This is a genomic window from Sphingomonas kaistensis, assembly GCF_011927725.1.
In the GTDB taxonomy this organism is placed as follows: Bacteria; Pseudomonadota; Alphaproteobacteria; order Sphingomonadales; family Sphingomonadaceae; genus Sphingomicrobium; species Sphingomicrobium kaistense.
In genome coordinates, this window is the sequence record NZ_JAATJC010000001.1 from 126,217 (window position 1) to 144,673 (window position 18,457).

Sequence of the window (18,457 nt, forward strand, 5' to 3'; positions counted from 1 at the left end):
CCGTTCCCACCGCCCGGCAGCCGCGTTATGATGATGCCTACTTGCCAGGGGGAGATTGAACCATGACGGACATGACGCTTGGTGCCGAACGCACCGCAACGCGCGGCTATTGGATCGGGGCGGTGCTCTCGACCCTGTGGATGGCGCTAGGCTGCACCATGTACCTGATCGAGGTGACCCTCGACCCGGCGACGCTTGCACCGGACGTGCGAGCGATGACCGAGGCAATTCCCGAATGGATGTGGGCGGCCTTCGCCCTGTCGGTCTGGGTCGGGCTCGCCGGGGCGATCATGCTTCTCCTTCGCCGCCGGCTGGCGGTGCCGCTGATCGGCTTTTCGGTGCTTGCCGAGCTGGTGCAGAATTCGGCCTATCTGGTCGACCCCGAGCTCAAGGCGGTAACGCCACCCGGCTCGCTGATCCTTCCGGTCGTCATCACCGCCATCACCATCTGTGTGTTCCTGTTCGCGCTGAACGCAAGCAAGCGAGGAATCCTGCGTTGAGCACCTTCACCCTCGACACCTCGACCAGCCGCGCGACCCCGTCACCCGTCCCCGGCAAGCGGATGACGGTGCCGGGGATCAAGGGCCGCAAGCAGGACGGTACGACCGAGCAGCCGATCGTGATGCTGACCGCCTACACAATGCGGACAGCGCAATTGCTCGATCCCCATTGCGACCTGCTGCTCGTCGGCGACAGCCTGGGACAGGTGATCTACGGCCTGCCCTCCACCGTTCCGGTGACGCTGGAAATGATGTGCGCGCACGGCGCGGCGGTGGTGCGAGGCAGCTGGCACGCGCTGGTCGCGGTCGACATGCCCTTCGGCAATTACGAGGCAAGCGCGGAGCAGGCATTCGCAAGCGCGTCGCGGGTGATGAAGGAAACCGGCTGCGCCGCGGTGAAGCTGGAAGGCGGCGAGGCGATGGCCCCGACCATCCGCTTCCTGTCCGAACGCGGCATTCCGGTGATCGCCCACGTCGGCCTTACCCCGCAGGCGGTCAATTCGCTGGGCGGCTACGGCGCGCGCGGACGAAGCGAGTCGGAAGCCGCCAAGATCCTGCGCGACGCCCAGGCGGTGGCCGAGGCGGGCGCCTTTGCGGTCGTGCTGGAAGGCGTGATGGAGGACCTTGCGACCGAGATCACCGGCAAGGTCGCCATCCCGACCATCGGGATCGGCGCATCGGCCGCCTGCGACGGTCAGGTCCTTGTGACCGAGGACATGCTTGGCCTGTTCGAGCGCACGCCGCGCTTCGTGAAGCGCTACGACGACCTCGCCACCCGCATCGGCGAGGCGGTCGCGGTCTACGCCGGGGAGGTGCGCGACCGCAGCTTCCCCACCGCCGACCAGACCTACCGGCCGAAGACCTAGCCGCTTGGCCCAAAACTGGTTAGGAGCGCCATCTTCAAGCTCCCGTTCATCAGGCCCAGCCAATGAGCGTTTCACTGCATCGAGACGAGGACCGACTTGGCACTAGCGCCCGGAGAAACCAGCGACACGTTCATCCGTGAGGTCGACGAGAACCTTCGTCGCGACCAGGCGGAAGCGGTGTTCAAGCGCTACGGCTCGTGGATCATCGCCGCCGCCGTGCTGCTTCTCGTCGCCGTCGGAGGATTGCTGTTCTGGCGCAGCCAGCAGGCCCAGCAGGCAGCGGCCAACAGCGAGCAATTCTCGTCGATCCTGACCGAGGTCGGCGAGGGCAAGACCTCCGACGACATCGCGCGCAAGCTCGACGTGCTGGCGGCCGACAGCAACGGCAGCATGTCCGGCGCCGCACGCCTGACGCGCGCCGCGCTGGCCCTGCAGAAGAGCGACCGCGCCACTGCCATCACCCAGTATCGCACGCTGATGGACGATGGCGACGTGCCCCAGACGGTGCGGGACACCGCGTCGATCCGCCTGACCCAGCTGGAATTCGACAGCCTTCAGCCGCAGCAGGTGATCGACCGCCTCGCCCCGCTCGCGGTCAAGGACAGCGCCTGGTACGGTTCGGCCGGCGAACTGACCGCGCTGGCGATGATCAAGGCCAATCGCCGCCGCGAGGCCGCAAGCCTGCTGACCGGAATCGCCGCCGACAAGAACGTACCCCCTTCCCTCCGTGCCCGCGCCGAGCAGCTTGCCGCGGGCCTTTCCATCCCGGCCGCCCCCGCGGCGGCCCGTTGAGGACTGATCCAGCCTGATGATCCGCAAAGTCGTAACCCTTGCCCTTGCCGCCAGCATGCTGGCCGGATGCGGCATCGTCGGTAAGTCGCGCCCCAAGACCCCGGTGGTCGGCAATCGCGTGTCGGTGCTGTCGACCGATCCCGACGTCCAGGTCGATTCCGCAACCGCGGCCCTGCCCTTTTCCATCCCGGCGCCCGAGGCGAACCCCAACTGGAACCAGCCCGGCGGGACCCCGTCCAAGTCGGCCGGCCACCCGGCGCTGGGCGCTTCCCTGGCCGAGGCCTGGAACGTCTCAATCGGCCAGGGCTCCACGGTCGATGCCGGGCTTGCCGCGCCGCCGGTCGTCGCTGGCGGAACCGTCTACACCATCGACACCAGCGCCACCGTTCGCGCCTTCGACACGGCCACCGGCGGACAGCGCTGGGCCGCTCAGTTCGGGACCGAGCGCGGCAACAATGCTTCCCTGTTCGGCGGCGGAGTCGCGGTTGAAGGCGACCGCGTGTTCGCGACCAATGGCCTTGGCTTCGTCGCGGCGCTGAACGCGGCCACCGGCGCTCCGGTCTGGCAGGTCCGTCCGGGCGGTCCGCTCCGCGGTGCGCCGACGGTGGCCGGCGATACGCTGTACGTGATGAGCCAGGACAACCAGCTCTACAGCCTCAAGACCGCCGACGGCGCGACCAACTGGTCGGCCACCGCCGCGGTCGAGATCGCCGGTGTGTTCGGCACCGCCGCCCCCGCCTTCGAGCGCGGAACGGTGGTCGCCGGCTTCTCGTCGGGCGAACTCAACGCCTATCGCTTCGAGAATGGCCGCCTGGTGTGGCAGGACGCGCTTGCCCGCACCTCCATCTCGACCAGCGTCGCCACCCTGAGCGACATCGACGCTTCGCCGGTGATCGACAACGGCCAGGTGTTCGCGCTCGGCCAGGGCGGCCGGATGGTCGCGCTCGACCTCATCAGCGGACAGCGCATCTGGGAACTGAACCTGGCCGGGATCGCGACCCCGTGGATCGCCGGCGACTGGCTGTTCGCGGTGACCGACGAGGGCAAGGCGATGGCGATCAGCCGCAACAACGGCAAGATCCGCTGGATCAACCAGCTGCCCGCGTTCGAGAACCCCAAGGGCAAGCGCGGACCGATCAGCTATGTCGGTCCGGTACTGGCCGGCGGGCGGCTGATCCTGGGCGGAAGCAACGGCGTACTGGTCAACCTCGACCCCGCGACCGGCGCCTTCCAGAGCCAGACCAACGTCGGCGCGGCAATCAGCCAGTCGCCGGTGGTGGCCAACAACACGCTCTACGTGCTCGACGACAAGGGCCGGCTGCACGCCTACCGCTGACGGCGGCCCGCGGGCGTCAGGCTCGCTTTGAGGCAGGTCTTCGGCTAGGCGGCGGCCATGCCCCAACCCATTGTTGCCATCGTCGGACGTCCCAACGTCGGCAAATCCACCCTGTTCAACCGCCTTGTCGGCAAGCGCGTGGCGCTGGTCGACGACCGTCCGGGCGTCACCCGCGACCGGCGGACGGGCGACGGCCAGTTGCTCGGACTCGAATTCCAGGTGATGGACACCGCGGGTTTCGAGGATGAGGATCCCGCCAGCCTGCCCGGCCGGATGCGCCGTTCGACCGAGGCCGCGGTGCGCGAGGCCGATGCAGCGCTGTTCCTGATCGACGCGCGCGAAGGCGTCACCCCGCTCGACGAGGAAATCGCCCGCTGGCTCCGCCAGGAGGACACGCCCGTAATCGTCGCTGCCAACAAGGCCGAGGGCCGCCAGGGCGAGAGCGGGCGGCTGGAAGCCTTTTCGCTCGGCTTCGGTGAGCCCATCGCCTTGTCGGCCGAACATGGCGAAGGCCTGGTCGACCTGTTCGAATCGCTCCGCCCGCATGTCGAGCGCGAGGTCGAGGTCGAGCCCGAGCTCGATCACGAGGATCCGATGCGGCCGCTGCATCTGGCGGTGGTCGGGCGTCCCAACGCCGGCAAGTCGACGCTCGTCAACAAGATGCTTGGCGAGGACCGGATGATCACCGGGCCCGAGGCCGGGATCACCCGCGACTCGATCAGCACCGACTGGACGTGGACCTCGCCCGACGGCGGGACCCGCCAGGTCAAGCTGGTCGACACCGCGGGCCTCCGCAAGCGCGCCAAGGTCGACGACAAGCTCGAATGGCTCTCCGCGCAGGATACCCGCCGGGCGATCGACATGGCCGAGGTCGTGGTGCTGCTGCTCGACGCCACCCGCGGGCTGGAAGTGCAGGACCTCAAGATCGCCAGCGCAGTGATCGAGGAAGGCCGCGCGCTGGTCGTCGCGATCAACAAGTGGGACGTTGCGGAACATGCCTCCTCGCTGTTCAACGGGGTCAAGGCCGCGCTCGAGGAAGGGCTCAGCCAGCTCAAGAACGTGCCGGTGCTGACCGTCTCGGCGGTCACCGGTAAGGGCATCGACCAGCTGATCGGCGCTGCCTTCACCCTGCGCGAGGGCTGGAACCGCCGTGTCTCGACCGGCGAGCTCAATCGCTGGTTCGAGGCCGCGGTCGAGCAGAACCCGCCGCCAGCGCCGGGCGGCAAGCGGATCAAGCTGCGCTACATCACCCAGATCAAGTCGCGCCCGCCGACCTTCGTGGTGTTCGGGACGCGGGTCGACCAGCTGCCCGAAAGCTATCGCCGCTACCTCCTCAATTCACTGCGCAAGCAGTTCGATCTCGGGGCGGTGCCGCTGCGCATGACCCTGCGCGCGACCAAGAACCCGTTCGACCAAAAATAACCTCGCCTTTACTCCTCTGGGCTTAGGGTGCGCCCCATGCAGTATGAGGGAAACAAGGTGTCCGAAGGCAGCGCCGACGTGGTCGACTGGGCGCATTTCGAAAAGGCGCGGGGCGAGCTTGGCCCCGGGTTCATCCGTATCCTGTCCTATTTTCGCGAGGACGGGGTGAAGTCGGTCGCCGCGATTGAGCAGGCGATGCGCGAGGAAAATACCGTCGCGCTGGTCATGCCGGCCCACACCATCAAGGGCGAAGCGCGCCAGTTCGGTGCCGAGCCGCTGGCCAAGGTCGCCGAGCTGATCGAATCGACCGCGCGGCTGTGCATCGAAACGCAGCGCTTTCCCGACGAACTGGTGGCCGACGTGGTGAAGCTTCGCCAGCTGTTCGACCAGACGATCGAGCTGTTCGACCAGGCCACCAATCCGCGCATAAGCCGCGGGGCCGGCCCGGGCGGGTTCGGTCGCAAGGCGGCGAACCAGGGTTTCGGCCGGATCTAGCGCCGGAGCGGCTCGACCCGCCAGTTGGTCAGGCTGCGCCAGGCCCATTCGAGCGGGCCGTAGCGGAAGCGCTCCAGCCACGGCTTGCTCCACAGCAGCATGACCGCCCAGGCGGCGATCACCACCAGCAGCAATTCCATGCGACCGAGGCTGGCGTAGAGGCCCAGGCCCCAGCCGTAGAAGATCCCGGTCATCACGATCGAGGTGCCGAGGTAGTTGCTGAAGGCCGCGCGGCCGGCCGCCGCGATCCGCTCCACCAGCGGACCGCCGCGGCGCGTGGCGAGAATGATCAGGCACGCAAAGGCGGTGACCATGATCGGGCGGACCGGCGCGGCCGCGGCAAAGGCCCACATGAATACTGCCGAGGCCGCCCATTCCGACCGGAACAGGAAGCGCAGCGCGACGAGATAAACCGGAAGCGCGACGGCGAGGCAGACCAGCGCCCAGGTGAGCAGGCGGCGATTGTCCCATGCGCCGGTCAGCAGGCCGGTCTTCAGCGCGGCCATGCCAAGCAGCATGTAGGCGAGCGTTTCCCACCCGAAGGCAAAGGTCCCGACCACCGGGAACATGGCTTTTTCGGTGACCTGGTGATGGACCAGCGCGGTCCACGGGCCCTGGTAGAGCGCGATCGCCTCGGCGCGCCGCGCGGTGCTCGGCATGATCGTGTCGCGGGTCAGTTCCTCCCACGACTTGAGCTGCTCGGGCGTCGCCGTGCCGGCAAAGACGGGCCCCTGCAGGTCGAGCGAGTAGAGTGTCATGCCGGCGAAGATGGCGCACTGGACCAGGATCAGGACCACTGCCGTGACGACCAGCGCGCGGGGGCTGGCGTTGCGGAAGGCGAGCGCAAGGAAGCCGATCGCGGCATAGGTGACGAGGATGTCTCCCCACCAGATCAGGAAAAAGTGGGCGGCGCCGAACAGCAGCAGCCAGAACAGGCGGCGGCGGACCCGGCCCAGCGCCATCGTCTCGCTCATCAGCAGCAACGACGCACCGAACAGGAAGGAGAACAGCCCGCGCATCTTGCCGTCGAACAGCAGGAAGTTGCCGGCATAGGCGAAGAGATCGCCGGTCCGTACCGCCACGGTCTGCGCCAGCGGGTTGAAATAGGCGGCGGGGACGTCGGCAAAGGCGACGATGTTCATCGCCAGGATGCCCATCACTGCCACGCCGCGGACAATATCCAGGGTGGCGATGCGCTCGCCCGTGCCGATGCTCATGTTTAATCCCCTGCCCTTGCCGGCAGAAGGACGGAAGGCGGGCCCCGGGTCAAGCCCGGGGTGGCCCGATCAATGCGCCTCGGCGGCCTTGCTGTGGAGCTGGATGTAGTTCTGCAGGCCCATCCGCGCGATCATCTCGAATTGGGTTTCGAGGAAGTCGATATGGCCTTCCTCGTCGCGCAGCACCTCGACGAACAGGTCGCGGCTGACATAGTCGCGGATGCTGTCGCAATAATCGGCGGCCTCGCGGTACATCTTGGCGGCTTCATATTCCGCCTCGAGATCGGCCTTGAGGATCTCCTCCACCGTTTCGCCGATCCGCAGCCGGCCGAGCATCTGGAAGTTGGGCAGCCCTTCGAGGAACAGGATGCGTTCCGCAAAGCGGTCGGCATGCTTCATCTCGTCGATGCTCTCATGCTTCTCGTATTCGGCGAGCTTATGCACCCCCCAATTGTCGAGCATGCGATAATGCAGCCAATATTGGTTGATCGCGGTGAGTTCCGCCTTGAGCGCTTCGTTGAGCAGCTCGATGACCTTGGTATCGCCCTTCATGGCAGCGCCTTTATCAAAGCCGGGCGGCGGGACGAAGCGCTAACGACTCGCACGAGTCGTTCGCAACTTCAGGCGGCAACCTTGGGCGGGTTGGCGGCGATCGCGGCGCGTTCCTCGGCGATGATCGCGCGGGCGAACGGCAGGCAGCTGCCGCACTTCACCTTGCAGCCCTTGCGGGCATAGGCCTGGCCGACGCTGCAGGCGCCGGTACGGGCGGCTTCCCGCACCTCGGTTTCGCGAATCGCGTTGCAGCAGCAGACGATCATGATCTCTTGCTAATAGTAATGCGAAGCGTTCGCAAGAGCTCCTATGTCGGCCAACTTCGGCCTAGCCGGTCACCTGTACCATCCGAGCGTGATAGCTGGAGTCGCCGAACAGCGCATCGAGCACCTTCTCGCGCTTCATGTAGAGGCCGATGTCATGCTCGTCGGTCATGCCGATGCCGCCGTGCATCTGCACCGCTTCCTGCACCGCGAGCGCCGACACGCGGCCCGCCTTGGCCTTGGCGACATGGGTCATCATGCCCGCCTGGGCATCACCCTTGTCGAGCAATTCGGCGGCCTTGAGGGTCACGGCGCGGGCGATCTCGATCTCGCCGAACAGGTGGGCGGCGCGGTGCTGGAGCACCTGGAACTCGCCGATCAGCTTGCCGAACTGCTTGCGCTGCTTGAGGTAATCGACCGTCATGTCGGAGGCACCGGTAGCGAGCCCGACCAGCTCCGCCGCGGCGCCGGTGCGGCCGGCGCGCATGGCCCGGCGCAGCGGCTCCCAGCCGCCATCGACCTCCCCGATCACCGCGTCGGCATCGACCGCCACATTCTCGAAGCTGATCCGCGCCGCCTTGCTGGAGTCGGCCAGCGCGACATTTTCGATCGTCATTCCGGCCGCGTCGCGGGGGACCGCGAACAGTGTCAGGCCGTCGCTCTCCCCTGCCGAGCCGCCGGTTCGGGCGGCGACGATCAGCAGGTCGGCCGAGGCGCCGTGAACCACGAATTGCTTGGAGCCCGATAGCGCGAATCCATTGCCCGAACGCTTCGCCTCCAGCGCGATTGCACGCGGACGATGATGCGGCCCCTCGTCGACCGCGAAGGCGGCGACCGTGTCACCCGACAGGATGCCGGGAAACCAGCGCTTGCCCTGCTCGCTGCCCTTCAGCGCCTCGACCGCGACGATGCTGGTGGTGAGGAACGGCGAGGGCGTGAGGTTGCGGCCGACCTCCTCCATCACCAGCGCAGCTTCGGTTGCGCCGAGGCCGAGGCCGCCCGCTTCTTCCGGGATTGCCAGGCCGGTCAGGCCAAGCTCGGCCATCTGCTTCCACAGGCCGTGACCGAACCCGTCCTTGCAACCGATGTCGCGCCAATGGCGGAGTTGCTTCTTGATGGTGCCTTCCTCGGCAAGGAAGGTGCGCGCCATGTCGGCAAGCTGGCGCTGGTCGTCGGTGAGGATCATTCGGTCAGACTTTCGTTCAGGTCGCGAGCGGCGCTCAGGCGCCGGGCAGGCGGAGGATATGCTTGGCGACGATCCCGAGCTGCACCTCGCTGGTGCCGCCCTCGATCGAATTGGCCTTGGTCCGCAGCCACTCGCGCGCTGCCTTGCCGCCGTGGCTCCGCTCGCTGTCCCATTCGAGCGCGTCCGAACCGCCCGCCGCCATGGTCAGCTCGTGGCGCTTCTTGTTCAATTCGGTCCCGGCGTATTTCATCATGCTCGGCATGGCGGGATGCGCTTCGCCGGCCTTGAGCTGGTCGATGAAATGCTCGCTCATCGCGGCAAAGGCGATGGCATCGACGTCGAACAGCGCGACGTCGGCGGCCAGCACGGGATCGTCGATCGCGCCCAGGCTCTGCGCCAGCGTCCGGGCCGAGCCTGAGCCGAGGCCCATCCCGCTGATCATCTCGCGCTCGTGGCCGAGCAGATATTTGGCGACGTCCCAGCCCTTGTTCACGTCGCCGACGACCTGGTCCTTGGGAACTTTTACATTGTCGAAGAAGGTCTCGCAGAAGGGCGAATAGCCGCTGATCAACAGGATCGGCTTGGTGCTGACCCCTTCCGATTCCATGTCGAACAGGAGGAAGCTGATTCCGCCATGCTTGCTCTCGGTCGAGGTGCGGACCAGGCAGAAGATCCAGTCGGCCTTGTCGGCATAGCTGGTCCACACCTTCTGGCCGTTGACCAGCCAGTGATCCCCGTTGTCCTCGCACTTGGTCTGGAGGCCGGCGAGGTCGGACCCGGCACCGGGCTCCGAATAGCCCTGACACCAGCGGATTTCGCCGCGCGCGATCTCGGGCAGGAAGCGGTTTTTCTGTTCCTCGGTGCCATATTTCAGCAACGCCGGCCCGAGCATCGAGATGCCGAAGCTCGACAGCGGACTGCGGGCGCCGATTGAGCGCATTTCCTCTTTCAGCACCTTGGTTTCGGCCGGGGTAAGGCCGCCGCCGCCATAGGCCGCGGGCCAGTCGGGCACCGTCCAGCCCTTCTCACCCATGAGCCGCATCCAGCGCTCCTGCGCCTCGCTCTGGAAAGCGAAGTGGCGGCCGCCCCAACAGGCGTCGTCTTCGCTTCGCATGGGGGTGCGCATCTCGGCCGGGCAATTAGCCTCCAGCCAGGCGCGCGTGTCGGCGCGGAAGGTGTCGAGATCGGACATGCGGATTCTCCTTGGCGGCCGTGGTGCGACACGCGGCCGGGGGTCGTCAATGCGGCGCTTTGGTCAATGCGGCGCGGGCGGCTCCGCGATGCTGGCGATGTGCCAGCGGCGCTGCTCGGCGGTCGCGCCGTCGACGTTGTTGACGCGGCGCAGGGTGACGACCTGCGGTTCCTCGAACTTCTCGCCCTGGGTGGTCACGCCATAGGTCTTGACCGGCACCTCAACGTACAACGACCCGGCGCCGCCGTTGACTTCGCCCGGGGCGTAAACCTCGGCGTGATACTCCCGATAGCCCGCGAACTTGGCAGCAAAGGTTCCGTCGGCAAGGTCGCTCGACGGGCCCCACAGCTTGTGAGCCTCGGTATATTTCCTCGCTTCGATCAAGGCGAAATAGGTCTGGACGACATTGGCGGCGCCCTGCGCGCTGTCGGCGGCGAAGGGCGCTTCGGAAACCACCTCCCGGTCGCCCGCGCGGCCGGTCGGCGGCAGCGGAGCCGGCGGCGGGACGGTGGCGGGGGCGGTGTCGCCGGGCCGTTCTGGAATATCCTGCACGATGAGGTTGCCGTCGGTCGGCGCCTGCTGCTGGCAGGCGGCGACCACCAGCAGGAGCGCGGGCGTAAAGCGTTTCATGCCACCATCAACCGGCAGGCGATGGTCACGTTCCTCGGCCACTGGCGCCGGTCGACGCTTTCTGACACAGGCACGGTCAAGCCATTTGAGAGGTGTCATGGACTTCGATCTTACTGACCGCCAGGCCCATTTCCGCGACCGGGTTCGAGCCTTCATCGAGCGGCATGTCCGGCCGGCCGTTCCGGGCCTTATTGCCGACCTCAACACGGGGGACCGCTGGCACCACCTTGAGGGTCTCGAGCCACTCAAGGCCAAGGCCCGGGCCGAGGGCCTGTGGAACCTGTTCATGCCGCCGGGCGGCGCGCTGCAGCATGTCGACGAAAGCTTCGCCTTCGAGGGCGAACAGCTGACCAACCTCGAATATGCCCTGTGCGCCGAGGAGATGGGGCGGGTCGGCTTCGCGTCGGAGGTGTTCAACTGCTCGGCGCCCGACACCGGCAACATGGAAGTGCTGCATCGCTACGGCACCCGCGCCCACAAGGACCAGTGGCTCGCCCCCCTGATGCGCGGCGAGATCCGCTCGGCCTTCCTGATGACCGAGCCGGGGGTCGCCAGTTCGGACGCCACCAACATCCGCTGCGACATCCGGCGCGAGGGGGACGACTACGTCATCAACGGCAAGAAGTGGTGGAGCTCGGGCGCAGGCGACCCGCGCTGCAAGGTCGCGATCCTGATGGGCAAGACTGATCCGGAAGCCCGCAAGCACGCCCAGCAGTCGATGGTGCTGGTCCCGCTCGACGCACCCGGGATCACGATCGAGCGCCACCTGACGGTCTACGGCTATGACGATGCGCCCCACGGGCACATGGAGATCAGGCTGGAGAACGTCCGGGTGCCGGTCGACAACCTCCTGCTCGGCGAGGGCCGCGGGTTCGAGATCGCTCAAGGACGGCTCGGGCCGGGCCGAATCCACCATTGCATGCGCACCATCGGCGCGGCCGAGGAAGCGCTCGAACTGATGGTCGGGCGGATCCAGTCGCGCACCGCGTTCGGCAAGAAGATCAGCGAACATAGCGTGTGGGAACAGCGCGTCGCCGAAGCACGGATCGAGATCGACTGCACCCGCCTGCTCTGCCTCAAGGCCGCGGACATGATGGACAAGGCCGGCAACAAGGCGGCAAAGGCCGAGATCGCGATGATCAAGGTCAAGGCGCCGCGGATGGCGCTGCAGGTGATCGACGACGCGATCCAGGCGTTCGGCGGCGCGGGCGTCAGCCAGGACACCAGCCTGGCGCACAGCTGGGCTGGCATCCGCACGCTGCGGCTGGCCGACGGTCCGGACGAAGTCCACAACCGTTCCATCGCATTGATGGAATATGGCAAGCACCCGCCGATCGACCCGCAGGTGCCCTGATCGACTGCCGTACTGATGGAGCGAGTATGACCAGCCTTTTCGACCTTTCCGGCAAGACCGCCATCGTCACCGGCTCCTCGCGCGGCATCGGGCGCGCAATCGCCGAGGAAATGGCGGCGCATGGCGCCAATGTCGTCATCTCCAGCCGCAAGCTGGACGCCTGCGAGGAAGTGGCCGATGCGATCAACGCGCGGGGCAAGGGCCGGGCAGTGGCGATCGCCGCGTCCATCTCCGACAAGGACGCGCTGCGCGAGCTGGTCGAGCGGACCAAGGCCGAGTTTGGCCAGATCGACATCCTGGTCTGCAACGCGGCCTCCAACCCCTATTACGGGCCGATGGGCGGGATCACGGACGAACAGTTCCGCAAGATAATGGACAACAATGTCCTCTCCAACCACTGGCTGACCAGCTTCGTCGCGCCCGAGATGGTGGAGCGTAAATCGGGCTCGATCATCATCGTGTCGAGCGTCGGCGGGATCACCAGCTCGACTGTGATCGGCGCCTACAACATCTCCAAGGCCGCCGACCTCCAGCTGGTCCGCAACCTGGCGGCGGAGTTCGGGCCGGCGGGGGTCAGGGTCAACGCCATCGCGCCGGGACTGGTGCGGACCGACTTCGCCAAGGCGCTGTGGGAGAATCCCGACATCCTGAAGAGCGTGACCAAGATCTCCGCCCTGAAGCGCATCGGCGAGCCGCGTGAGCTGGCCGGTGCCGCCATCTTCCTCGCCAGCGACGCCGGCAGTTTCGTCACCGGGCAGACGCTGGTGGTCGACGGCGGAAGCACCTTCGGCGCGGGGTTCTGAGGCCATGAGCGTCGAGAACGAGCACCGCCATCACCCCCGCCTCGAAGGCAAGGTGATCGTCGTCACCGGCGCCGGGTCGGGCATCGGCAAGGCCAGCGCCGACCTGTTCACGAAGCATGGCGCCACCGTCATTGCCGCCGACCTCAAGGGCGCACAGCATGTCGCCGACGCCGGCCGCGAGGAGGATGTCGCGCGGCTGGTCGACATGGCCAAGCAGCAGCATGGCGCGCTTCACGGCTTCTTCGCCAACGCCGGCGTGTCGGGCGGCCTCGCTTCGATCTTCGAGCAGTCGGTCGAAGATTGGGAGCAGGTGCTGCGGGTCAACCTGATCGGCCCGTTCCTGGCGATCAAGCATGCAGCCCCGGTCATCAAGGAACAGGGCGGCGGGTCGATCATCTGCACCGCCAGCGTGGCGGGGCTCCGTTCGGGCGCCGGTGGCCCGGCCTACAGTGCCAGCAAGGCCGGCGTGATCAGCCTGGTCAGAACCGCGGCGCAGCAGCTCGCGGGCTCCAACGTGCGCGTCAACGCCATCTGCCCGGGCCTGATCGAAACCGGCATGACCGAGTTCGTCTACGAGCGGGCGCGGGCCAAGGGGCAGGCCGACAAGCTCGGCCACCTCAACCCGCTGCGCCGCGGCGGCGAGCCCATCGAGATCGCCCGGGCGGCGCTGTTCCTCGCTTCGGACGAGAGCAGCTACGTCAACGGCCACGCGCTGGTGGTCGACGGTGGCCTGTCGAGCTCGCACCCGTTCAACCGCCAGGATTACGGCCGGACCGCGATCTAGCGCTTTCCTTTCCCGGCCTCGCGGCTAGGGATCTTACCTACAACATTGTCAGCGAAGGACCGTCCATGACCTCGCCCATCAGCACCAGCCGCCACGGCCACGTTCTCGTCATCTCTTCCGCCAATCCGCCGGTGAACGCGCTCGGCCATGCGGTTCGCGAGGGCCTCGTGAAGGGGATCGAGGAGGCGGATGGCTCCGACGAGATCAAGGCGGTGGTGATCATCGGCGAAGGCGCGACCTTCTTCGCGGGCGCCGACATCAGCGAGTTCGGCACGCCCAAGGCGTTCGCCCAGCCGATGCTGCCGCAAGTGGTCGACATCATCGAGAATTGCTCGAAGCCGGTTGTCGCCGCGATCCACGGCACCGCGCTCGGCGGCGGGCTCGAAGTGGCGCTGGCCTGCCATTATCGCGCGGCCGTTGCGTCGGCCAAGCTGGGCGTGCCCGAAGTGAAGCTTGGCCTGCTGCCGGGCGCGGGCGGGACCCAGCGCCTGCCGCGTGTCGCCGGCGTCGAAAAGGCGCTGCAGATGACCACCAGCGGCAATCCGATCGGTGCGCAGGAAGCGTTCGAGATCGGGCTCGTGGACCGGATGATCGAGGGCGACCTCCTCCAGCACGCCGTCGCCTATGCGACCGAAGTCGCCGACATCCGCCCGCTGCCCAAATCGAGCGAGCGCCAGAACAAGATCGAGGAAGCCTCGCCCAGCGTGTTCGACGATTTCGTCGCCGCCAACCCGCGCGTGTTCAAGGGCTTCGACGCACCGCGCAAGAACCTCGAGGCGGTCCGCGCCGCGACCCAGCATCCCTATGCCGACGGCGTGGCGGTCGAACGCCAGCTGTTCATGGAGCTGATGAGCGGCACCCAGGCCAAGGCCCAGCAATATTTCTTCTTCGCCGAACGCAAGGCGGCCAAGATCGAAGGCGTCGACGAGAGCGTGCGCCCCCGCGAGATCCGCAAGGTCGGCGTAATCGGCGCCGGCACCATGGGTGGCGGCATCTCGATGAACTTCCTGTCGGCCGGAATCCCGGTGACGATCGTCGAGACTGCCCAAGAAGCGCTCGACCGCGGCACCGGCGTCATGCTCCGCAATTATGAGGCGAGCGCCAAGAAGGGCCGCTTCACGGCCGAACAGGTCGGCCAGATGATGGGTCTCCTCAACCCCACGCTCGACTTCGACGCGCTGGCCGACTGCGACCTCATCATCGAAGCGGTGTTCGAGCAGATGGAGATCAAGAAGGACATCTTCGGCCGCCTCGACAAGATCGCCAAGCCGGGCGCGATCCTTGCTTCGAATACCAGCTACCTTAACGTCGACGAGATCGCCGCCGCGACCAATCGCCCGCAGGACGTGGTCGGCCTGCACTTCTTCTCGCCCGCCAACGTCATGAAGCTGCTGGAAGTGGTGCGCGGGGCGAAGACCGCCGACGACGTTCTGGTCACCGCCATGGCGCTGGCCAAGAAGATCAAGAAGGTCGCCGTGGTGGCGGGCGTTTGCTACGGCTTCATCGGCAACCGCATGCTGATCCCGCGGCAGACCGAGGCGACCAAGCTGCTGCTGGAAGGCGCCACCCCGGCGCAGATCGACAAGGTCCATGTCGACTTCGGCATGCCGATGGGCCCGTTCCAGATGGCCGATCTCGCCGGCGTCGACATCGGCTGGCACCGCGATCCCACCCGGATCGAGAACATCCGCGATGCGCTGTGCGCGGTCGACCGCTGGGGCCAGAAGAAGGGCGCCGGCTTCTACGATTATGACGAAAAGCGCCGCCCCTCGCCAAGCCCCAAGGTGCAGGAAATCATCGAGGACTTCCGCGCCAAGGCCGGGGTCACCCCGCGCGCAATCAGCGACGAGGAGATCGTCCAGCGCACGCTCTACACCATGGTCAACGAGGGCGCGAAGATCCTCGAGGAAGGCATGGCCCAGCGCGCGTCGGACATCGATGTGGTGTGGGTCTATGGCTACGGCTGGCCGGTCTATCGCGGCGGGCCGATGCACTGGGCGGATGCCGAGGGCCTCGGCAAGATCGTCGACGGGCTGAAGGCCGCAGCGCCGCACATGGGCGAGGATTTCTCCTTCTCCCGGCTGCTGCTCGACAAGGCCGAAAAGGGCGAGAAGTTCACCGGCCGCTGAGCCTGCCCCACTGCCGCGGCGCCAGGGCAACCCGCCCGACGCCGCGGCACTGGACAAACCCGACGAATACGCTGACATCTCCACCGCCGAATTTAGCTTGGCGGGGAATCCGACATGATCGTGGATCGGTCAGTGCGAGAAGCGGAGCTGGCGTTCCTCAACGCCCCCTTCGAGGCTGACGGCTGGCGGACGGCCCTGCGGCGCCTGTCGTACGCGACCGGGAGCGCCGTCACCCAGCTGTGCGGCGGCGGCATGGGCCCGACCCTCAGCTTCAACTTCTTCAGCGAGGAACGCCACGATCCGCGGGGCCACCTGGTCAATCCGCAGCTCTACGGACCGGAGAACTGGCGCATCAATTGCTCCACCGGGGTCGCCCGCTCGATCCAGTTCGAGCGGCACTATGCCGCCTATCGCAGCGCCAACCCTACCGATTTCTATGACGATGCGGTCAGCGACCTCGACCTGCCGTTCGGGTGCCAGTCGCCGCTGATGCTCGACCCCGATGGCGGCCTGGTCGGGCTTGCCGTGCTTCGGTCGAGCCGCGACGGACCCTGCTCTCCCGACCTGATCGACGTCTTCGCCCGGGTCGCCCGCCAGGCCCATCGCGCGGTCCGGGTCGAGATCGCGCTCGGCCAGGCCCGCGGCGAGGATATGCTGGCGGGGCTTGCGGACAGCGGCGAGATGACGCTGCTGCTCGACCGCCACGGAAGGCTCGTGGCGATGACCGAAACGGCCGAAGCGATGTTCGACGCCCCGTGTGGCCTCAGGCTTGCGGGATTGGCCGTGCGGCTTGCCGATCCGCAGGAAGACTGCGCGCTCAGGAAGGCGATGGCCCGGCTGCTGGACGGCGACGTGATCGGGGGACCGGTGGTGCACGAATGCCGTATCGGGCGCAGCGCGGAACGGCCGGCGGGGATGTGGCAGCTGTTCGTGACCCGCCTGCCCGCCAAGCGCGACCTGTTGGGGGTGGAGGCGCAGCTGGCGTTGACGCTGCGCCCCCTGCTCGCCCCTTAGTTCGCCTTGTAGAGCACCTCGCCGCGGCGGCTGCTCAGCAGCATCTTGAAGCTGACCGGGTGGAAATAGGCCTCGACCCGGCGGCCCTGCGGATCGGTCCCATAGACCTCGTAGCAGCCGCCATCGACCTTGGACTTGCGGACTTCCCAGCCGTCCTTCTTCAGCTTCGATTCGAGGCTGGCCATGCTCTTCCAGCTCTTCTGCGGGGCGTCGCACTTCATCTTGCCGGTGGCGGCGGCGGGAGTGGCGACGATGGCCGACAGGGCGACGGCGGCGGTAAGAAGCAGGATACGCATCAGGCAAGACTCCGTGGTGAGGGTGGGGACAACAGACGCGCCACCCGCACGGCCTGGAGCAGGGCGAGCGGCACGAAATGGAGGAGGGCGGCGGCAAGGCCGTCGTGGACCAGCGCCCAGTGGACGAGGGTCAGGATGGCGGCGGGATAGGCGAGCCGCTGCAGCCGCTTCCACCAGCCGCGCAGCGCACGCATCGCCGCATCGTTGCTGGTGAGGCCGAGCGGCACGAGAATCAGCAGCGCCGCCCAGCCGGTCCAGATCGACGGCGCACCGATCTCCGCCAGCATGTCGGCAAGCGATCCCATGTCGAGGACGTAGGCCACGGTGTGCGACAGCGCGTAGAGGAAGCCCGCGACGCCGAGCGCACGGCGGTGACGGGCAAGGAAGCGGACCGCCCGCGCCTGCGGCCAGAGCTGCCGCAATGGCGTGACCATCAGCGCCGCGATGATGAACCTGGCGGACCATTCGCCGGTCGGATGGAGAAGATCATCGGGATAGGCGTCGGGCGTCGCGGCGAAGCGCACCACTGCGATCGCGAGCGGCGCGGCGAGGATCGCCCAGACCAGATGCTTGCCGTGGAAAGACACGCGAGCTTGCTAGTTCAGTTGAGAACGCTTCGCAATAGCAATTCAAGCTGGGCGGGTCTGCTACAGTCGCGGGATGCTGACGATCCATGACTCGCGGCGAGACGTGCTTGCCCTGACCATCGTAGGCGACATCACCGGCGCCGATCTCGACACGGTCATGGACCGCCTCGACCCGTTGATGGAGGGTACGGGCAAGGTCCACCTGTTCGTCGAGACGAAGGCGATTCATGGCCTCCAGCTGACCGCCCTGCCCTCGTACGTCGCCCGCGCCATGCCGTTGCTCGGCAAGCTCGATCGCTTCGGCCGGGTAGCGGTTGTCTCGGACCAGGCGTGGATCCGGGCCGGGACCAGGCTCGAGAGCATGATGCTCCCCTTCATCGCCTACCGTGTCTTCATGCCGGACGAGCGCGATGCCGCCCTGGCATGGGTCGAAGGCGGCCGCGAGGCCTAACCCTCGATCACGACCTCGGTGCCCATCTGGGTCAGCGGATAGAGCTTCTTGGCAAATTCGATCGGCAGGCGAACGCAGCCGTGGCTGGCGGGGTAGCCGGGCAGCGCACCACCGTGGAAGGCGATGCCCATCTCGTCGTACATCTGCATGTAGGGCATCGGCGCATTGTCATACTTGCGGCTGAAGCCCTTCACCTGCTTGCGGAACACCTTCCAGTAGCCGAGCGGGGTTTCCTTGCCCTTCTTGCCCGACGAGATGGTGCTGACCCCGACCAATGTGTCGCCCTTGTAGACGAACATCAGCTGCTGCATCCGGTCGATCACCACCTTGGCCGGCGCGTCGGGGATGGTCGCGGCCCAGTGATACTGGCCAGGCCGCAGCGCGATCGAACCGAACAATTCCTTGGCCTGCTGGGTCGCCTTGGGCGCGTGGCCGTTGGTCCATTCATAGGGCAGCTGGGCCGCTGGCACCGGGCGCGGCGCTTCCGCGACCTTCACCGGCGCGGTGGCGCATCCAGCAAGAAGCGCAACGGCAAGCGCGAGGGGTGTCAGGCGAAGGGCGGAGGCGCGGTTCATGGGCCTTGCCATG

General features: G+C 67.0%; 21 protein-coding genes. 12 read left to right on the forward strand and 9 right to left on the reverse strand.

Annotated elements, in window-relative coordinates; genetic code table 11:
• Positions 1-62: 62 nt before the first annotated feature.
• The 6 genes from GGQ97_RS00605 to GGQ97_RS00630 all read left to right on the forward strand — a co-directional run bounded on the left by GGQ97_RS00605 (position 63) and on the right by GGQ97_RS00630 (position 5,411).
• Positions 63-500, forward strand: coding sequence for a hypothetical protein (locus tag GGQ97_RS00605; protein WP_168067166.1), 438 nt, complete (start codon positions 63-65; stop codon positions 498-500).
• Positions 497-1,366: a 3-methyl-2-oxobutanoate hydroxymethyltransferase gene (gene panB / locus GGQ97_RS00610; RefSeq protein ID WP_245197776.1), complete on the forward strand. Its 870-nt coding sequence runs from the start codon at positions 497-499 to the stop codon at positions 1,364-1,366. The genes GGQ97_RS00605 and panB overlap by 4 nt, the downstream gene beginning before the upstream one ends.
• 96 nt (positions 1,367-1,462) lie before the next feature.
• The gene (locus GGQ97_RS00615) at positions 1,463-2,158 is read left to right on the forward strand and encodes a tetratricopeptide repeat protein (protein WP_168067167.1); all 696 of its coding nucleotides are present in this window, start codon (positions 1,463-1,465) and stop codon (positions 2,156-2,158) included.
• A gap of 16 nt (positions 2,159-2,174) precedes the next feature.
• Entirely contained in the window at positions 2,175-3,494 is a 1,320-nt protein-coding gene (locus GGQ97_RS00620; RefSeq protein ID WP_168067168.1) for an outer membrane protein assembly factor BamB family protein, read from the forward strand.
• Between the two features lie 57 nt (positions 3,495-3,551).
• Positions 3,552-4,916, forward strand: coding sequence for a ribosome biogenesis GTPase Der (gene der, locus GGQ97_RS00625; RefSeq protein ID WP_168067169.1), 1,365 nt, complete (start codon positions 3,552-3,554; stop codon positions 4,914-4,916).
• Positions 4,917-4,952: 36 nt separating this feature from the next.
• Complete coding sequence (locus GGQ97_RS00630; RefSeq protein WP_168067170.1) at positions 4,953-5,411, forward strand: Hpt domain-containing protein; 459 nt, start codon at positions 4,953-4,955, stop codon at positions 5,409-5,411.
• On the opposite strand, the gene GGQ97_RS00635 is transcribed toward GGQ97_RS00630, so the two are convergent.
• From GGQ97_RS00635 to GGQ97_RS00660, 6 genes are all read right to left on the reverse strand, one after another.
• Positions 5,408-6,628, reverse strand: coding sequence for a DUF418 domain-containing protein (locus tag GGQ97_RS00635; RefSeq protein ID WP_168067171.1), 1,221 nt, complete (start codon positions 6,626-6,628; stop codon positions 5,408-5,410). The genes GGQ97_RS00630 and GGQ97_RS00635 overlap by 4 nt on opposite strands.
• A 69-nt stretch (positions 6,629-6,697) precedes the next feature.
• Positions 6,698-7,180: a bacterioferritin gene (bfr, locus tag GGQ97_RS00640; protein ID WP_168067172.1), complete on the reverse strand. Its 483-nt coding sequence runs from the start codon at positions 7,178-7,180 to the stop codon at positions 6,698-6,700.
• A 68-nt stretch (positions 7,181-7,248) separates the two neighbouring features.
• The gene (locus tag GGQ97_RS00645) at positions 7,249-7,446 is read right to left on the reverse strand and encodes a (2Fe-2S)-binding protein (protein ID WP_168067173.1); all 198 of its coding nucleotides are present in this window, start codon (positions 7,444-7,446) and stop codon (positions 7,249-7,251) included.
• Between the two features lie 61 nt (positions 7,447-7,507).
• Positions 7,508-8,629 (reverse strand): acyl-CoA dehydrogenase family protein, encoded by a 1,122-nt coding sequence (locus tag GGQ97_RS00650; RefSeq protein ID WP_168067174.1) that lies wholly within the window; start codon positions 8,627-8,629, stop codon positions 7,508-7,510.
• A gap of 34 nt (positions 8,630-8,663) precedes the next feature.
• Positions 8,664-9,821 (reverse strand): acyl-CoA dehydrogenase family protein, encoded by a 1,158-nt coding sequence (locus GGQ97_RS00655; RefSeq protein WP_168067175.1) that lies wholly within the window; start codon positions 9,819-9,821, stop codon positions 8,664-8,666.
• 63 nt (positions 9,822-9,884) lie between these two features.
• A complete protein-coding gene (locus tag GGQ97_RS00660; RefSeq protein WP_168067176.1) occupies positions 9,885-10,451 on the reverse strand; it encodes a hypothetical protein in 567 nt (188 codons plus the stop codon).
• A 97-nt stretch (positions 10,452-10,548) separates the two neighbouring features.
• On the opposite strand from GGQ97_RS00660, the gene GGQ97_RS00665 reads away from it, so the two are divergent.
• The 5 genes from GGQ97_RS00665 (at position 10,549) to GGQ97_RS00685 (ending at position 16,535) form a co-directional block, all read left to right on the forward strand.
• Positions 10,549-11,805 (forward strand): acyl-CoA dehydrogenase family protein, encoded by a 1,257-nt coding sequence (locus tag GGQ97_RS00665; RefSeq protein ID WP_168067177.1) that lies wholly within the window; start codon positions 10,549-10,551, stop codon positions 11,803-11,805.
• Between the two features lie 26 nt (positions 11,806-11,831).
• A complete protein-coding gene (locus GGQ97_RS00670) occupies positions 11,832-12,608 on the forward strand; it encodes an SDR family NAD(P)-dependent oxidoreductase (protein ID WP_168067178.1) in 777 nt (258 codons plus the stop codon).
• 4 nt (positions 12,609-12,612) lie between these two features.
• Positions 12,613-13,392, forward strand: coding sequence for an SDR family NAD(P)-dependent oxidoreductase (locus GGQ97_RS00675; protein ID WP_168067179.1), 780 nt, complete (start codon positions 12,613-12,615; stop codon positions 13,390-13,392).
• A gap of 65 nt (positions 13,393-13,457) precedes the next feature.
• Positions 13,458-15,521 carry a 3-hydroxyacyl-CoA dehydrogenase NAD-binding domain-containing protein gene (locus tag GGQ97_RS00680; RefSeq protein ID WP_168067180.1) on the forward strand — a complete coding sequence of 688 codons (2,064 nt, stop codon included), beginning with the start codon at positions 13,458-13,460 and terminating at the stop codon, positions 15,519-15,521.
• Between the two features lie 114 nt (positions 15,522-15,635).
• Positions 15,636-16,535: a hypothetical protein gene (locus GGQ97_RS00685; protein WP_168067181.1), complete on the forward strand. Its 900-nt coding sequence runs from the start codon at positions 15,636-15,638 to the stop codon at positions 16,533-16,535.
• Here the strand turns inward: GGQ97_RS00685 and GGQ97_RS00690 are convergent.
• Entirely contained in the window at positions 16,532-16,831 is a 300-nt protein-coding gene (locus GGQ97_RS00690; RefSeq protein WP_168067182.1) for a PepSY domain-containing protein, read from the reverse strand. The genes GGQ97_RS00685 and GGQ97_RS00690 overlap by 4 nt on opposite strands.
• Positions 16,831-17,418 carry a ferric reductase-like transmembrane domain-containing protein gene (locus tag GGQ97_RS00695; protein ID WP_168067183.1) on the reverse strand — a complete coding sequence of 196 codons (588 nt, stop codon included), beginning with the start codon at positions 17,416-17,418 and terminating at the stop codon, positions 16,831-16,833. Before GGQ97_RS00695 ends, GGQ97_RS00690 begins: the two co-directional genes overlap by 1 nt.
• Before the next feature lie 73 nt (positions 17,419-17,491).
• On the opposite strand from GGQ97_RS00695, the gene GGQ97_RS00700 reads away from it, so the two are divergent.
• Positions 17,492-17,869, forward strand: a complete 378-nt coding sequence (locus tag GGQ97_RS00700) for a SpoIIAA family protein (protein ID WP_168067184.1) — start codon at positions 17,492-17,494, stop codon at positions 17,867-17,869.
• Here the strand turns inward: GGQ97_RS00700 and GGQ97_RS00705 are convergent.
• A complete protein-coding gene (locus tag GGQ97_RS00705; protein ID WP_168067185.1) occupies positions 17,866-18,444 on the reverse strand; it encodes a L,D-transpeptidase family protein in 579 nt (192 codons plus the stop codon). The two genes, GGQ97_RS00700 and GGQ97_RS00705, sit on opposite strands and share 4 nt — an antisense overlap.
• Between the last annotated feature and the right edge of the window lie 13 nt (positions 18,445-18,457).

Coding starts and splice junctions, on each gene's coding strand:
- GGQ97_RS00605 (WP_168067166.1), top strand. CDS start 63: ATGACGGACATGACGCTTGGTGCCGAACGCACCGCAACGCGCGGCTAT.
- GGQ97_RS00620 (WP_168067168.1), top strand. CDS start 2,175: ATGATCCGCAAAGTCGTAACCCTTGCCCTTGCCGCCAGCATGCTGGCC.
- der (WP_168067169.1), top strand. CDS start 3,552: ATGCCCCAACCCATTGTTGCCATCGTCGGACGTCCCAACGTCGGCAAA.
- GGQ97_RS00630 (WP_168067170.1), top strand. CDS start 4,953: ATGCAGTATGAGGGAAACAAGGTGTCCGAAGGCAGCGCCGACGTGGTC.
- GGQ97_RS00635 (WP_168067171.1), bottom strand. CDS start 6,628: ATGAGCATCGGCACGGGCGAGCGCATCGCCACCCTGGATATTGTCCGC.
- bfr (WP_168067172.1), bottom strand. CDS start 7,180: ATGAAGGGCGATACCAAGGTCATCGAGCTGCTCAACGAAGCGCTCAAG.
- GGQ97_RS00645 (WP_168067173.1), bottom strand. CDS start 7,446: ATGATCGTCTGCTGCTGCAACGCGATTCGCGAAACCGAGGTGCGGGAA.
- GGQ97_RS00650 (WP_168067174.1), bottom strand. CDS start 8,629: ATGATCCTCACCGACGACCAGCGCCAGCTTGCCGACATGGCGCGCACC.
- GGQ97_RS00655 (WP_168067175.1), bottom strand. CDS start 9,821: ATGTCCGATCTCGACACCTTCCGCGCCGACACGCGCGCCTGGCTGGAG.
- GGQ97_RS00660 (WP_168067176.1), bottom strand. CDS start 10,451: ATGAAACGCTTTACGCCCGCGCTCCTGCTGGTGGTCGCCGCCTGCCAG.
- GGQ97_RS00665 (WP_168067177.1), top strand. CDS start 10,549: ATGGACTTCGATCTTACTGACCGCCAGGCCCATTTCCGCGACCGGGTT.
- GGQ97_RS00670 (WP_168067178.1), top strand. CDS start 11,832: ATGACCAGCCTTTTCGACCTTTCCGGCAAGACCGCCATCGTCACCGGC.
- GGQ97_RS00675 (WP_168067179.1), top strand. CDS start 12,613: ATGAGCGTCGAGAACGAGCACCGCCATCACCCCCGCCTCGAAGGCAAG.
- GGQ97_RS00680 (WP_168067180.1), top strand. CDS start 13,458: ATGACCTCGCCCATCAGCACCAGCCGCCACGGCCACGTTCTCGTCATC.
- GGQ97_RS00685 (WP_168067181.1), top strand. CDS start 15,636: ATGATCGTGGATCGGTCAGTGCGAGAAGCGGAGCTGGCGTTCCTCAAC.
- GGQ97_RS00690 (WP_168067182.1), bottom strand. CDS start 16,831: ATGCGTATCCTGCTTCTTACCGCCGCCGTCGCCCTGTCGGCCATCGTC.
- GGQ97_RS00700 (WP_168067184.1), top strand. CDS start 17,492: ATGCTGACGATCCATGACTCGCGGCGAGACGTGCTTGCCCTGACCATC.
- GGQ97_RS00705 (WP_168067185.1), bottom strand. CDS start 18,444: ATGAACCGCGCCTCCGCCCTTCGCCTGACACCCCTCGCGCTTGCCGTT.